This window comes from Plantibacter sp. VKM Ac-2876, assembly GCF_015350715.1.
GTDB classification, from domain to species: Bacteria; Actinomycetota; Actinomycetes; order Actinomycetales; family Microbacteriaceae; genus Plantibacter; species Plantibacter auratus.
Window position 1 is genome coordinate 342,049 of record NZ_JADKSI010000004.1, and the last position, 15,322, is coordinate 357,370.

11 protein-coding genes are annotated in these 15,322 nt (G+C 66.9%); 2 read left to right on the forward strand and 9 right to left on the reverse strand.

Annotated elements, in window-relative coordinates:
• Positions 1-74: 74 nt before the first annotated feature.
• The 8 genes from ITJ62_RS18070 to ITJ62_RS18105 form a co-directional block, all read right to left on the reverse strand.
• Positions 75-2,276 (reverse strand): hypothetical protein, encoded by a 2,202-nt coding sequence (locus ITJ62_RS18070; RefSeq protein ID WP_194605135.1) that lies wholly within the window; start codon positions 2,274-2,276, stop codon positions 75-77.
• Positions 2,273-2,749 (reverse strand): hypothetical protein, encoded by a 477-nt coding sequence (locus tag ITJ62_RS18075; RefSeq protein ID WP_194605138.1) that lies wholly within the window; start codon positions 2,747-2,749, stop codon positions 2,273-2,275. Before ITJ62_RS18075 ends, ITJ62_RS18070 begins: the two co-directional genes overlap by 4 nt.
• Positions 2,750-2,840: 91 nt before the next feature.
• Positions 2,841-4,466 carry a glycosyltransferase gene (locus ITJ62_RS18080; RefSeq protein WP_370581999.1) on the reverse strand — a complete coding sequence of 542 codons (1,626 nt, stop codon included), beginning with the start codon at positions 4,464-4,466 and terminating at the stop codon, positions 2,841-2,843.
• On the reverse strand, positions 4,463-4,891 hold the full coding sequence (locus ITJ62_RS18085; RefSeq protein WP_194605141.1) for a hypothetical protein: 429 nt from the start codon (positions 4,889-4,891) through the stop codon (positions 4,463-4,465). Before ITJ62_RS18085 ends, ITJ62_RS18080 begins: the two co-directional genes overlap by 4 nt.
• 43 nt (positions 4,892-4,934) lie before the next feature.
• On the reverse strand, positions 4,935-7,454 hold the full coding sequence (locus ITJ62_RS19395; RefSeq protein WP_194605144.1) for a glycosyltransferase: 2,520 nt from the start codon (positions 7,452-7,454) through the stop codon (positions 4,935-4,937).
• Positions 7,455-7,544: 90 nt separating this feature from the next.
• Positions 7,545-8,288: an ABC transporter ATP-binding protein gene (locus ITJ62_RS18095; RefSeq protein ID WP_229939008.1), complete on the reverse strand. Its 744-nt coding sequence runs from the start codon at positions 8,286-8,288 to the stop codon at positions 7,545-7,547.
• Entirely contained in the window at positions 8,285-9,121 is an 837-nt protein-coding gene (locus ITJ62_RS18100) for an ABC transporter permease (RefSeq protein ID WP_064295194.1), read from the reverse strand. The genes ITJ62_RS18095 and ITJ62_RS18100 overlap by 4 nt, the downstream gene beginning before the upstream one ends.
• Positions 9,122-9,160: 39 nt before the next feature.
• Positions 9,161-11,989, reverse strand: coding sequence for a YfhO family protein (locus tag ITJ62_RS18105; protein ID WP_194605147.1), 2,829 nt, complete (start codon positions 11,987-11,989; stop codon positions 9,161-9,163).
• Positions 11,990-12,202: 213 nt separating this feature from the next.
• Here ITJ62_RS18105 and ITJ62_RS18110 point away from each other — a divergent pair, with 213 nt between their 5' ends.
• Together ITJ62_RS18110 and ITJ62_RS18115 are read left to right on the forward strand one after the other, a co-directional pair.
• Positions 12,203-13,144, forward strand: coding sequence for a glycosyltransferase family 2 protein (locus ITJ62_RS18110; RefSeq protein ID WP_194605149.1), 942 nt, complete (start codon positions 12,203-12,205; stop codon positions 13,142-13,144).
• Positions 13,145-13,147: 3 nt separating this feature from the next.
• Positions 13,148-14,065, forward strand: a complete 918-nt coding sequence (locus ITJ62_RS18115; RefSeq protein WP_194605152.1) for an NAD-dependent epimerase/dehydratase family protein — start codon at positions 13,148-13,150, stop codon at positions 14,063-14,065.
• Positions 14,066-14,069: 4 nt separating this feature from the next.
• Here the strand turns inward: ITJ62_RS18115 and ITJ62_RS18120 are convergent, their stop codons facing one another.
• Positions 14,070-15,287 carry a glycosyltransferase gene (locus ITJ62_RS18120; RefSeq protein ID WP_194605155.1) on the reverse strand — a complete coding sequence of 406 codons (1,218 nt, stop codon included), beginning with the start codon at positions 15,285-15,287 and terminating at the stop codon, positions 14,070-14,072.
• Between the last annotated feature and the right edge of the window lie 35 nt (positions 15,288-15,322).

Here is a 15,322-nt window from a genome sequence, read left to right on the forward strand (position 1 = left end):
GCCCCTCCCCCGCTGCGGACGACGAAGGCGCCGACACCCTGGAGGGTGTCGGCGCCTTCGTCGTGTCGTCCCGGTCAGTTCACACGGACCGTCGTGCAGCCGAAGAGGACGTTCTTGCCAGTGTTGAACACCGCGGTCCCGATCCCGTAGCCACAGACCTTGTAGTCTCCAGCGGCCGTCACCGGGATCGACTCGCTGAGCCCGTGCGCACCGCCGTAGGCGGGATAGATGCGGGCGATGTCCGAACGCACCTTGTCAGCCTGGAACGCGTACCCCTTGACCGTCCCGTCGGGCGCCGTGACATAGACGTGCATCTGGATCGGCGTCTTCGGGATCTGCGCGTCTACCGTCCACCCGGAGACGGACAGCGAGGCGTTCCCCGCAGCCGTCGACCCGGAGACCTGCGCTCCGTCGAAGGACCCGACCGGGTAGCTCGTCCCCACCGTCACCGTACGGCACCCGATCGTGGAGTTCATCCCGACGCTCAGTGGTGACACGGCGATCCCGTGGGTGCACACCTGGTAGTCACCGGGAACCGTTACCGGGAAGGACTCCGAGAAGCCGTGCGGCCCCGTGGCACCGTACACGCGGTTGACATCGTCCCGCTGACCGGCGGAGCCTCGTACGTAGCCGGTCCGCTTGCCAGACGGGTCGGTGATATACACGTGGACCGGGATCGAGGTGCTCAGGGCACCGCGATCGAGAGTCCATCCACCGACGTTGATCGACGCGCCCGTGGGGCTCTGGGTCACGTCGACCAGGTCGAGACTGCCCGCCGGGAAGTCCTTCACGAGGTCGACGGCCACGCAGCCGAGCTCCGTGTTCACGCCGACGTTCTGCCAGAACTTGGCGATGCTGTAGGCGCAGACCTCGTATCGCCCGCCGGCGGAGACCGGGAAGCTCCGACTGAACCCGTGGGCAGCGCCCGCCCCGGGGTACACATTGGCGACATCGGGACGTGATGCGGACGCCGTCATCGCGGTGCCCGGACGCTGCCCGTCAGGCTGCTTGACGTAGATGTGCACGTCATTCGAAACCGACCGCGCGTCAGGGTCCATCGCCCACCCTGCTACGTAGAGCGCCGTCGACGAACCGCTTCCGGTAACCCGGACCGCGTCGAGTGAACCGATCGGCGCATCCTGCGGCACGGTCACCGATTTGCATCCGAGCAACCGGTTGGCGCTCAAACCGATCCCGTACACGCAAGCGGTGTAGGTCCCCCCGCGCGTGACAGTGATGTTGGTGCTGTAGCCGTGGGCCTCACCGGCGCCCGGGTACGCGCGGGCGACATCCGGTCTGGATTTGTTCGCCTGCATGACCGACCCCTTGGTCGAGCCGTCCGGGTAGGTCAGGTACACGTGCGCCTCGAGCGATGCGGAGGTGCGGTTGAGGTCCAGGGTCCAGCCCGACAGGGAAATGGTCGCATCGTTCGCCCCGACGTTGACGCTCAACGCGTCGTAAGCACCTGCAGGGTTCAGCACCCCATTGGTCGGTCCGAACCAGTCGGTGTAGATGCGGAAGAAGTTCCGATTGCCGTACGCACTGCATCCGTCGCCCGTGCCGTACAGGTTGGCGAGCGCGGCGGCATTCGGCTGGTACGGCGTGTAGTTGTACAGCCCCGCCGTCGCGGCGTTCTCGATGAAGACGTTACTGGATCCGCATGAGGCGGTCGGTGAGAACCGGACGGCGTTCACGCGACCGGGGACGTGGTTCCATCGGGTCGGGTTGGCCTGGTAGTTCTTGAACTGCAGTGCCGCCGCGTACACCTGGTTGAAGAACCCGTAGTAGGTCGTGTCGCAGTCGGCTGTGTCCGGGCACCCGTAACCGGTTGCACTGCGGTACTGCCGATCGCTCGGCCAGGTGTCGGTGATCAGACCCTGTTCCTTCTCGATGAGGACGATCATCGCCTTCTGGCTGATCCCGCAGGCCGCACCCACCTTGGAGATGATGCTCGCCGCGGACTCGCGACCGGAACCCGCGTAGGCGGCGCATCGGCCGGACACGGCTGCCCGGGAGGGAGTGGCCTGAGCGTAGTCCTTCAGGCAGGTGTATCCGGCGCGACAGGTCGGGACCGCGCGGTTGAGGAAGTCCTGAACGGCAGGAGCACTCATGGCTCCGCCGTCGTAGAAGAGCTGGTCACTGATGATCGAGCCGGCCCGGAAGTCGGACCCGTTGGCGGCCTCGGCGCTCGGAGCGACGGCCGGTGCGACCGTCAACACGCCGACGAGGAGAGCGAAGACCGTCGCGATGACGATGAGTGGGCTGCGGCGCGTCATGGTACCTCCACCGTCAGCGGCTCCGAGGTGAGCGCTCCGGTCTTGTCCGATTGGTAGGAGAGGACGGCCGTCCACGTCCCGCTGGTGAAGTCGCTGATCTGGGTCTGAACGGTGCCGCACGACGTCGTCTTCGAGTCGGCGAGTCCCTCGCTCGTGACGATCACATCCGGGCCCGAGCCGGAGAACGTGAAGGTGCAGGTCCCGCCGTTCTCGATGACGCCGGCGATGTAGCCGGATGCCGAGACTGTCGTACCGTCGGGGTCGACCCCGGCGAACACCATGACGGCGTCGAGCGGGATCGGTTCCGGATCCTCCGTCTTGAAGGTGGGTTCGACGCCTGGAAGCAGAGTCGGGCTCGTCGTCGGGCTTGCGCTCGACTGCGCCGGATCACCGCCGAAGCAGCCGGTCAGACCGACGCCGACGAGCAGAGCCGTCACCACGCAGGCCGCTGGGCGTATGCGCCACTCGGTCATCAGTCCTCCTCGGCACGCCGGATGTGCCCCTTTCAGGGTACCGGGTCCGAATCGGCTGTCGATGACCTGATCGACGGCGCGTCGACCGAGATCAGACCCAATCGGGTGTACTGGATGAGGATCGAGTGCGCTTGGAGGCGTACGGATGGTACGCGTCGTCTGGGTGCTCCGGAAGGAAGGGGTCACGGTAGATGACACCCCAGCGAGCTCGGACGGTGTTGAGCTCCCACTCGTGCACGACGGCGAGACGGGTCTTCGACTCGTAGTGGAAGAGCTGCACTCGAGCGAGGTAGAGGATGCGCAATCCGGCGTTGCTCACCTTGAGCGAGAGGTCGACGTCGTTGAAGTTCAGCGGCAACGCCTCGGTGACCCCGCCGATGCTGGCATAGGTGTCCCGACGGAGTGCCGCACAGGCGGCGGTGACCCCGGAAACCTCGCGGTCGACTTTGAGCGCCGCCGACGGCCCGGGCTCGCCGAACCGGTACCCGGTCATGGGGTGGGAGAACCCACGGTTGGCGTAGCGGTGGCCGGCGTGCTGGATGAGGCCGTCCTCGTACACGAGCTGCGCGCCGGTCATCCCGACATCCTGCTGACGGAGCGGAGCGACGAGCTCGACGAGGAACCCGTCCGAGATGACCTCGACGTCGTCGTTGAGCAGGACGATCATGTCGCCCCGGCTCTCGACGAAACCGACGTTGCACTTCTCCCCATAGTTGAACGGGCGGTCGAACGGGACCAGGGTGAGCCGATCGCCGGCGATCTCCCGCAGGAGGTCGAGGACCGTCTCAGGTGTCGTCAGGTCGTAGACCACGACGATCTCCAGGTCGACATCACCGGCGTGTTCGATCACCGAACGGACGGCGCCGACGACGAAGACCCGCTCGACGCCGTGGATGACGCCTGAGCTCCCCCGCGTGGGGATGATCACGCTGACCGACGTGGCCGGGTCGAGCGCTCGACGGACACGATACGTGTTCGGCCAGTCACCCCGTTCGGCGGTGGCGTCGATGCCGACCCGCTCGAGGTGCGCGCCGACCGCTCGGACGCCGGCGTCCCAGGTATACGGCTTCGCTCCGCTCGAGGACGCCGTCGACTCCGGAAGCGCACGCCAGTGGTACAGGACTTCGGGGATGTGGTGCACGACGCGGGCGCGTTCCGTGACCTTCAGGGCGAGGTCATGGTCTTGCGAACCGTCGTTGGCGCTGTCGAAACCGCCCACCGCCCGCACGATGTCCAGACGCATGACCGACAGGTGTCCGAGATACATGTGGGAACGGAGACGCTCTGGAGACCAGTCGGGCTTCTTGAAGACGTCGTAGTGGTAGCCCTCGAGGTCGACCTTGTCCTCATCGGTGTACACGTAGTCGATGCGGTCGTCCGCGGCGATCGCCTGCGCGACCTGGGCGAGCGCGCCGTGGCCGAGCAGGTCGTCGTGGTCGACGAGCACGAGGAACCGGCCCGTGGCCGCTGCGATGCCGTCGTTCGAGGCCGCCGAGATGCCGCCGTTCACCCCACGGGCGACGACGATGATCCGATCGTCCTCGGCCGCCAGCTCGCGCAGGGTGACGAGCACCGCGGGATCGGGGGACACGTCGTCGACGAGGATGAGTTCCCAGTCGCGGAACGCCTGCCTCCGAACCGAGTCGACCATCTGCCGCAGCATGTCGATCGGGGGGTTGTAGACCGGAGTGACCACACTGAACAGTGGAGTTGTCACGAGCGGCGCACCACCGAGCGGATCCCACTGATGGGCTTGATGACGGCTGAGCCGAGCTTCCAGGTGGTCGAAGCGAGGATCTGATCGACCTCGGTGCGCGTTCGCGCATCGCGCAGTTCGAGCGCGAGGCGGTGGTCGCGCAGGAGTTTGTGCACCTCGTGCACGAGCCCTTCGCGCTCATCCTCGAGCTGATCGACCCTTGCGAAGGCGACAGCGAGCTCGGTGTCGGCCATGCGCTCCACCTCCGCTCGGAGCGTGTCGCGCTCGGCCGCGAGACCGATGATCCGATCGGCATCGAGCAGCACTCGATGCTGCAGTGCCTTGACCTGGGCCACGAGGTCGTCGACGCTCCGTCCCGCGGGCTGCATCCACAACGCCCCGTCGTCGGGCGTCGTCCCCTCGTGTGCTGCCTGCTCGTCAACCATGTCCGTGCACCTTCCTGATGGACGCCCTCACAGCGCCGGATGTCTAAACGTTGTCGGCGTCGCGCTTGCGCTGCTGACGCGCGGCGAACCGCTCGACGACGACCTTCGGGCCGCCGTTCTTGAGGTAGTACGCCACCCGGTCGACGTCGCGCCGCACGCCGGTGCGCCGCGGTGGCGTCTGCTGCTGACGGGAGGACGACAGGACCACCGGCTTCGCGCCGGGCTCGGCGGGGGCCTTGTCTGCAGCGAGCCGGGGGTTCCGGACGAACTCGACGAGCGGGGCGAGCGCGCTCGACCAGACGAACCGCTCGCGGACGAGCTGCACGTTCGCCCTCGCAGCCTCGCGGGACGCGTCGTCGAACAAGACGTGCTCGATCGCGGCCATGAGCGCTCCCTGGTCGCGCTCGGGCACCGCCACCCCGAGCGTCTGCTCGCGGACGAGATCACCGAACGAGTCACCCTCGGTCGTCACGATCGGCAGTCCGGCCCACAGGTAGTCGAGGATGCGGGTACGGAAGGAGAACGTGGTCTCGACGTGCTGGAAGTGGGTCGAGATCCCGAGGTCGGCTTCGAGGAGGTAGTTGTGGCGGTCGTCGTATGCGACCCACGAGTCGTTGAAGAACACGTGGGTGCCGGTCAGACCCAGTTCGTCGCTCAACGCACGGGCCGCGACCACCGCGGGCATCTCGGGGACGGAGGGGTTCGGGTGCTTCGTACCCATGAAGAACAACCGCAGGTCCGGGTGCTGCTTGGCGAGCTCGCCGACCGCACGGATCACGATTCCCGGGTCGAACCAGTCGTAGATGCCGCCGCCCCAGATGATGACCTTGTCGTCGACACCGATGCCCGGGACGACACCGCGCAACGCGGGACGGGTGTGCTCGGGACGGCCGGCCGGAATGCCGAACGGAGCGATTGCGATGAGGGTCTCGAGATCCTCGTCGCGGGTGTACGTGTACGGGTTGATGCGCCCGAGCGCCGCCATCTGTCCCAGCCAGAAGTGCCGCTGACGCTCGCTCGCGCAGAGGAAGAAGTCACCGCGGGCCAGCTGATGGTTGAGGACGTCCGTGGCGTCGGAGACCTGGTCGCCCCAGGTGACGAGGTTGTCGCTCTTCCCCTGCTCCAGCTGCTCGAGGTGGAGCGGGTCGTACACGTCGATAACGAGCACCTTGGAGGTGGTCTCGAGGGCCGGGAACAGTGCGAGTGCGTGCCCCTGCAGGATGATGACGTCGGCCCACTTCTCGTGCGGCTTCATGCTCGCCGGGCGGTGGTGCGAGACCACGTCGAGTTCGAAGCGCTCGCTCTCGACGGAGACACCGGTCATGCTCACGAGACGGACGTCGTGCTCGTCGGCGAGGGTGTCGGCCATGTTCCAGGCGCGGATCGCCGGACCGGCCATCTTGGCACCGATCGGGTCGCCGGTGATGATGAGCACGCGGCGTCGAAGCGGCTCGTCGAGGACGTTCAGCGAGGAGACGATCTTGTCGTACCCCTCGAGGTAGCTCTCGATCGGGTACGCGGGCTCGTCGATGTTGCCGAGCAGGAGCCGCAACTGGCGGTCGGAACGGGTACGGGTCGCCTGCACCAGCGCACGGTCCTTCGCGAGCTCCGGCAGGTTCTCCACGACCTGGTCGATGGCGTTGACACCGGCGAGGAGCTGCTTGGAGAGCATCGAGGCCGGGCTGCCGTCGTCGTCCTTCGACTTGCGCAGGTCCAGGGCCGTCGTGTCCATCTTCGCTCGACCGGTGGCGCGACGCGTCGCGAGCAGCAGGGCTGCCGCGAACGAGCGGCTGAGGGCCTCGTCGTCGAGGTTCTTGTAGAGCGTGTAGAGGGCGTTGCGCTCGAGCAGGTAGGTCTCGAAGTAGTTGCCGAACTTCTCCATCGACGCGTGGTGCTTGTGGAACGCCAGCGATTTCGGCTGGAACCGGAACCGGTAGCCGAGGAGGTTCAAGCGCCAGCCGAGGTCGACGTCCTCGTAGAACATGAAGTAGCGGTCGTCGAACCCTCCGAGTTGTTCGAAGAGCTCGGCCCGGACGAACATCGCCGCGCCGGTGCCGAACAGGACGTCCTTCTCGACGCTCCACTCGGGTCGGTCGTGTTCACCGGCGTGCGGTTTGTACCCCATGCCGTACCACGTGAGCGCCGAGCCCACGTAGTCGACGCGTTCACCCTCCCAGTCGAGCACCTTGCTCGCGACGGCGCCGATGTCCTTGCTCTCGGCGAAGGTGTCCATCGCCGCGTTGATCCACTGGTCGTCGGGGCGTGCATCGTTGTTGAGGAAGGCGACGAATTCACCGCTCGACTTCGAGACGCCGAGGTTGCAACCACCGGTGAAGCCGCCGTTGACCTTGGAGGGCACGATCGTCGCGAGGTCCCCTAGGGTGGCGAGCTGCTCGAGGCTGTCGTCGCCGGAGCCGTTCTCGACCACGATGATCTCGAGGCGGTCCTGCGGGAAGTCGATTTCGCGGAGCGTCCGCACGCACTGGATCGTGTCCGCGGATCCGCGGTAGTTCACCAGGATGACGGATACGACGCCCGGACGTCTCTTACGTGTGTTCTTCACTCTTGCTCCTCGACATATCCTGTCCTCGACAGACCTGCCGAGTGTATCGTTCCGCACCTGGGCGGCGGTTCGGACCGCCGCCCGCTCAGGTCAGCCGGCGTTCTCACCGAGGCTGTTGAGGTATGCGGCGATCGTCGGAGCGGCCTCACCGCTCTCCACGAGTTCGCCGTGCCGCAACCAGGCCGCGTGATCGCACATCTGCTGCACCGTGTCCATCGAGTGGCTCACCAGGATGACCGTCTTGCCCTGCTGCTTGTACTCGACGAACTTCTGACGGCATTTCTCCTGGAACTCCGCGTCGCCGACCGCGAGGACCTCGTCCACGACGAGGACGTCGGGGTCGACGTTGATCGCGACGGAGAAGCCCAGACGCACGTACATGCCGGACGAGTAGTTCTTCACCGGCTGGTCGATGAACTGCTCGACGCCGGAGAAGTCGATGATCGTGTCGAGCTTGCGCTCGATCTCCTTCCGCGACATCCCGAGGATCGACCCGTTCAGGAAGATGTTGTCCCGCCCGGAGAGTTCCGGGTGGAATCCCGAGCCGACCTCGAGCAGCGCGGCGAGCTTGCCGCGCGCGGTGATCGACCCCTGCTCCGGATAGTAGATCTTGGCGAGGCACTTGAGCAGCGTCGACTTGCCCGAGCCGTTCGACCCGATGAGACCGAAGGTCGATCCTTCAGGCACCTCGAACCCGACGTTCTTGAGCGCCCAGAAGTCCTCGTGGACGGAACGACGGCGGCGCATGATGGCCGACTTGATGCTCTGGTTGCGCTCGTGGTAGAGCCGGAACTTCTTGCTGACGTCGTCGACGACGACTGCTGCGGTGCTCACAGGGCCTCCGCCAATCTCTTCTCGTGCCGACGGAAGACGAGCAGGCCCACGGTGAAGGACACGAGCGCCCAGGCGGCGATGGTGAGCAGGTCCGCGGGGTCGGGGAACCGGTTGTCGTAGAGGAGGTTCCGGAACACGGCCACGAAGTGCTCGAGCGGGTTGATGCGATAGATGTCGATGATCGTGATCGGCGTGCCGAACAGCGGTCCGTACTTGTCGGACTGCGCCTGGACGAGCGAGATCGGGTAGATGATCGGCGTCGCGTACATCCAGATCTGCATGATGATGCCCATGAAGTACTGCGTGTCGCGGAAGTAGACGTTGGCGATGGACAGCATCAGTGCGAGGCCCGCGGCGAAGATCGCCAGGAGGACCATGGTGAGCACGACGAGCGGCAGCCACGGCAGGACGAACGCACCGAGCAGGCTCAGCGCGATGCAGAGCACGGCCATCTCGAACAACCAGTTGAAGCCGATGGCACCGACCGCGGAGATCGGGAGCACGATGCGCGAGAAGTACACCTTCTGGATCAGTCCGGTGTTCGCGATGAGCGAGCCCATACCGGTGTTGACCACGTTCGAGAAGAACATCCAGGGCAGGAGCCCGCAAAGGAGCCAGAGTGCGAAGATGTGCAGCCCACTCGGGTCGCCCGTCTGCAGGGGAACCTGGAAGATGAACGAGAACACGAAGGTGTAGATGAGCATCTGCGCCAGCGGGTTCGCCAAGGACCATAGCTGGCCGAAGATGGTTCGCTTGTACTGGCCGCGGATGTCGCGGAGGGTGAGGTTCGCGAGGAGCTCGCGGGATCCGAGGATCTCCTTGACGTAGCTCATCGCACCCCGGGGGTCGGGCGTGAAGACATGCTGACCAATCTAACCTAGAAGTCCTGGGTCACCGCTCAGGAGCGATCGCCGGCGGCGGCGGAAGAGGAACCCCTCGATCACGACGAGGACCACGGCGACCAGCAGTGATGCCGCAGTCACCCGCAGACCGACCTGCTGCCCGGGAACCGTGTACTGCAGCACGACGCGGTGCTCACCGGTCGGCACCGCGACCGCCGCAGCGGCGTGTTCGGCCGGCAGCAGCTCGACGGGCTTCCCGTCGACCGTCGCGGTCCAACCGGGCCGGCGAAGCGAGTCCGCGACCACGACCCAGCCCGCGCCATCCGCCACGACGTCGATCTCCATACGGGTGGTGTCGCTGGGAAGGACGGTGACCGTTGCCGTCGATCCCGCTTCGTCACTCGAGCCCTCCGGCGCATCCTTCTGACGTTCCAGGAGGACGGCCGCTCTCGGCAGGGAGCCGCTCGCCATCCGCGCGACCTGCTCGGCCGGGTCCGCCTCCGTCACATGCGTCGACGCCCATCTGATCCGATCCAGGGCCGTCGTCCGCTCATAGACGGTGGCGTCACCAGTGTGCGCGATCCGGAGCCCGTCATCGGCCGGGCGGACGAGGGACATCCCCAGTCGGCCCGAGGGATCGGCTGCGACCGGTGCCGGTGTCTGGATGCTGTCGAACCGGAGCTCGGCCACCCAGGCGCGATCAGCCGGGATGTCCTCGCCTGCGACGGCAACCGATTGATCGGCGGTCAACGCCGGCAACCAGGTCGTCGTCGACGCGATCCGCTCGTCGGTCGCGGCATCTCGGATGTCGAGCGTGATCCTCACCCCGTCGGGATCGTCCTCCCCCACGACGCTGTCCGGCAGGGCGAACACCACGCCTCGCACCGCGCCGGACTGCACCGCTGAACGTATTCGATCACCGTCGGCGACCTGCACTCGACTGGTCCGGTCGATGACCCCCTCCGGCTGGCCGAGGACCGTGGCCTCCGGGTCGTCGACGACGTACTTGACGGCGAGTCGGTCCAGGATCGGTGAGCGGATCGAGGTCGCGAGATCCCCGGACCGCAGAGCGGAGTAGGTCCGACTGAAGAAGGCATTCGGCTCGACCGCCTCCAGGAGATCCTGCCACTCGCTCGTGTGGAACGCGTGTCCGCCGACGGAACGGAGCCGGTCGATCGTGTTCGTTCCGGGCAGCATCGTCTGATCCACGGAGGCGTACCGGCTCTCCCCGAGCTCGCGCTCCAGAAAACGATGCGTTGCCGTGCTCGGGTAGACCGTTTCGGGAGGCGACTGCGGCCACCACTCGTTCGCGACGACGACCGCCGGCACGACGAGCATGATCGGGAGGATGCAGCCCGCGAGAATGCCGACACGTCGGCCACCGAGCCAGGCGGCGACGATGACGAGGACGGCGAAGGCGGCGAACGCCCCGACCACTCCGATGTGTTCGCGCATCGCGGGGATGACGTCGACGGGCAGCGTCCAGAGCGTGTTGCGAACCGTGAACGCCGCGACGCACCCGATGACGACGACGACGACGAGCGCCAGGATCCGCCACCAGAGGTGACGTCTCGGCCGAGCGCGCCGCAGGAGACGCACTTCCGCTCGAAGGGAGGTCGGATCGATCACCGCGGCGAAGCCGACCGCCGCGAGCAGCGCCAGGAAGAACCCGACGAGCACCCGCAGCCGCGCGATCGGGTTGTTGGAGAAGACCGGGAGCTCCTGGAACGCCGCGAGGATCGGACCGCCCACGAAGGTGAGCACGATACTGAGCGCGAGCGCGACGACGACGAAGGTCGAACTCGGGCGAAGTCGCCGGCCCCGGGGGACGATCAGACCGGCGGCGGCGACCAGGGCCAGTGCTCCGACGCCGATGTACGACAACCGCTCGATCGGATTCCCGGACCCCCAGGTGAGCCCGGCGTCGACATCTCCGACCACCTCCGGCACGACGAGCGACGCGAGGTCGCCCCAGTGCAGTGATGCGCCAGAGGTGGCCGCTCGGGCGGACAGGTCGAGGACACTCGACGCGTTCACCGCGAACGGAACGAGCTGCCACGCGGAGAGCCCGACGCCGAGCACGACGCCGGCGGCACCCGTGCCGACTGCGGACAGCACCCCCCGCCATCGCCGTCGGACGACGATCGACCTTACGAGCAGGTAGGCGCCTCCCGCATAGAGCGCGTAGCCGGTGACCGCCGGGAAACCACCGAGGAGGAGCGAGGCGACCACGAGACCCAGGATGGCCACATCGACCGGCCGGGGACGGATCGCGATGCGGTCGAGCGCCCAGAACAACAACGGCAGCAATGCCGCCACACGGGTCTGCGGCCAGTTCGTCCAGGAGATCATGAATCCGGACGACGCGAAGATGAGACTCGCGACCGCCCAGCTCGCGTTCGGCAGCCTCCAGCGCCGCAGGAGCAAGGACATGCCGAGGGTGATGACGACGATCTCGAGCAGCTTCACGTACCCGGGTGCGGCGCTCACCGGGAGGAACCACCACGGCAGCGACAGCGGGGAGTACACCCCCGAGTTCGGCAGGCCGGCAAGCTCGGCGCCACCCGCCGCGTACGGATTCCAGGCCGCGAACGAGCCTTCTCGCGCGGCCTCGACGATCAGGGCGGTCTGCGGCACCACGGTGTCGATCGTGTCGCCGATGAAGCGGTTCGTCGGATCCTGGACCATCGCGATCGTGGACTGCCACGGGGCGAAGGAGACCAGCAGGTCGGTACCGAGGAAACTCGTCACACCGATGAGAGCGGGTCCGATGGTGCAGACGACGAAAGCGACGAGCGCACTCCACGCGACAACCGAGACGATGAGCGTCCCCCGGTGTGACGCGGCGATGGTTGCCACTCGCGGCGCGGGCACCCCGACAGTAGGTCGCGATCGTTGCACAGCGCTCCTCGATCCCGTCCGCATCAAAGCTCCCAGTATGCCTCACCCCTCCGGGGAGCGACGAGCGGGCAACCGTCCGAACACACGCGGGGGTCCGGTCGGAGCAACGACCTGACGGATCCGACGGTACTGTGGGATCTGTCGTATCGCCTACCGTTCCGGAAGTCTCGAATGAAGCTCTTTGTCCAGATCCCGTGCCTGAACGAAGAGGAGACCCTTCCGCTCGTCCTCGAGTCGATTCCGACCTCGATCCCGGGCATCGACGAGATCGAGATCCTCATCATCGACGACGGGTCGACCGACCGCACGATCGAGGTCGCCAAGGCCTACGGCGTGAAGCACTTCGTGAAGCACTCGACGAACATGGGACTGGCCCGGTCGTTCCGCGACGGCGTCGACTACGCCCTCCTCCACGGTGCGGACATCGTGGTGAACACGGACGGCGACAACCAGTACCCGCAGGAGCGCATCGGCGACCTGGTCCAGCCCATCCTCGCGGGTGAGGCCGAGATCGTCGTGGCGGACCGGCAGACGGCACTCATCGAGCACTTCTCCCCGTTCAAGAAGGCGATGCAGCGCTTCGGGAGCTTCATCGTCAACAAGGCGGCGAAGACGACGCTCCCGGATGCGGCCAGCGGGTTCCGCGCGTACTCGAAGTACTCCCTCATCCGGCTCAACGTGGTCACGAAGTTCAGCTACTGCATGGAGACGATCATCCAGGCGGGCAACAAACGCCTGGCGATCACGAGCATCCCGGTCACGACGAACCCGAAGACGCGCGAGTCACGACTGTTCCGCTCCATCGGCGAGCACATGTACCAGTCGGGCGTCGCCATCGTGCGGGCCTTCCTGATGTACCGGCCCTATGTCGTGTTCGCCGGGCTCGGACTCCTGCTGCTGCTCGCGGGGCTCACCCCGTTCGTCCGGTACCTCATCCTCACGATCGTCCAGGACGAGGGGAACCACCTCCAGAGCCTGCTCGTCGGGGCGACGCTGCTGATGGGCGCGCTCCTGTCCTTCGCCATCGGTGTGGTCGCCGACCTCACCAGGATCAACCGCACGCTCAACGAGGAGATGCTCGACTACCTCAAGCTGCAGCGGTACGGCGGCTGAGCCATGGTGCGCAGCCTCGTCATCGGCGGCAACGGGTTCCTCGGCGGACCACTCGTGGACGCCCTCGTCGAACGCGGTCATGACGTGACGGTGTTCGACCGGTTCCGATCCCCGCGGAACTTCGACACGCGCGACGCGACGATCGTGGCCGGAGACTTCTTCGACCGCAGCGACCTCGCAGCCGCGGTCCGCGGTCAGGACCTCGTGTTCCACTTCCTCTCCACGACCGCGCCGGCGACCTCTGAGAACGACCCTTCGCTCGATCTCCGCACCAACGTAGGGCAGACCGTCGAGCTCCTGGGACTGTGTGCCGACGCCGAGATCGAACGGTTCTACTTCGCCTCCACCGGTGGCGCGATCTACGGCGATCAGGGTCTCGAACGATACCGGGAGACCGACCCGGCCCTCCCCCGCTCCCCGTACGCCATCGGGAAGCTCACGATCGAGCACTACCTCCGGTACTTCCGTGTCAAGCGTGGGCTCGACGCGGTGTCACTCCGCATCTCGAATCCGTACGGGCCCGGTCAGCACCCCGGCCGGCGCCAGGGCCTCATCCCCATCGCGCTCGCGAACATCGCGACCGGCGACGCTGTGGTCCGCTACGGCGACGGCAGCATGGTGCGCGACTACCTCTACATCGACGACGCGATCGAGATGATCGCCCGGATCGTCGACGGTGACCCTGCACACTCGGTCTACAACATCGGGAGTGGCGTCGGACACACGGTCTCGGAGGTCCTGGACGCCATCGCACGGGTCGTCGGCCGACCACTGGACATCACTCCGCGACCCGTCCCGAGCACGTTCGTCGAGACCGTCGTGCTCGAGACCGCGCGCTACCGCGCCGAATTCGGCGTCCCTCCGACGACCCCTCTCGAGCGCGGCATCGCCTCGACCTGGGAACAACTCGAACGACGCTGACCGATCAGTCGGACGAACGACGACCGGCGGCACCCAGCACGTCGTGCAGCAGCGCGCGGTATCGGGAGCCGATCGCCTCGATCGAGAACTGCTCCGCGTGGGTCGCGGCTGCCGCGCCGAGTCGTGCCCGGAGATCGGGATCGTCAGCGAGCCGCTGGATCGCCCGGAGTAAGGCGGCAGCATCCCGATCGGGCACGACCAGGCCGGTCGCGTCGTCGAGCACGACCTCGTTCAGCCCCGGCAGATCGGTCGCGATGATGGCGCGGCCGGCACGCATCGCCTCGAGCAACGCGACCGGAAGACCGTCCTGATCGCCGGAGGTGGAGGCGACCGACGGGAAGACGACCACGTCGGCACGTCGATACGCAGCGAACAGCTCCGTGCGCCCCTGCTGGCCGATGAAGACCACCGGTAGGCCGGAGGCCTCCGTTTCGAGGGCGGTCCGCAGCGGCCCGTCGCCCACGATTTCGAGTTCCAGCGACCCGGCCGGAGCCCGGCGGACGGCCTCGATGAGGTAGGACAGACCCTTCTTCTCGACGAGTCGTCCGACGAACATCAGGCGGGTGGTCGCCACCCCTGGCACCGGTGCCGCGACCTCGCCCGCTCCTGCTGGCACCGACGCAGGCACCGGAGGCAGATCGGCACCCATCGGGATGACCTGGACGCGGGCAGGCGCGGCGCCCAAGGCGATCACGCGGTCACGCATGTCGGCGTTCATGACGGTCACCGCGCCCGCCCGACGCACGATCCGCGCCTTCAGCGCCCGCAGCGGAGCGGCGTTCAGGGCATACAGGTCGCCGCCGAGAGTCGTCACGAGCTGCGGGACGCGTCGTCCGCCGAGCAGGGCCACGACCCCCTGCGGGATGATCCAATGCACGTGGAGGACGTCGGGCCGGAACTCTCGGAGCGCACGCCGGAGCGCCACCAATTGAGCGAGGAACAGCCCCGGGACCTGCAGCCAGCGAACCGGCTTCGCGCGGAGGTTCTCGATGATGGCGCCGTCTGCGAGGTCTTCCCAGCGCTTCGGGAAATACGGGTAGCGCGTGACGTGCAGGTCACCATCCTGCTCGTCCGATGCGGCCCCTGACACCCGTGGTACGAGGACCCGGGTGTCGAAGTCGAGGGATTCCTGCAGAGCCAGGTCCCTCACGAACGCCGGCACCCCGTCGCCCCGACGGGCGGGGAACGTGGAGGCGAGGACGAGGAGACGGGGACGTGGCACGGGACCTCCGGATCGGGCGGGTGCTCCCATCGACG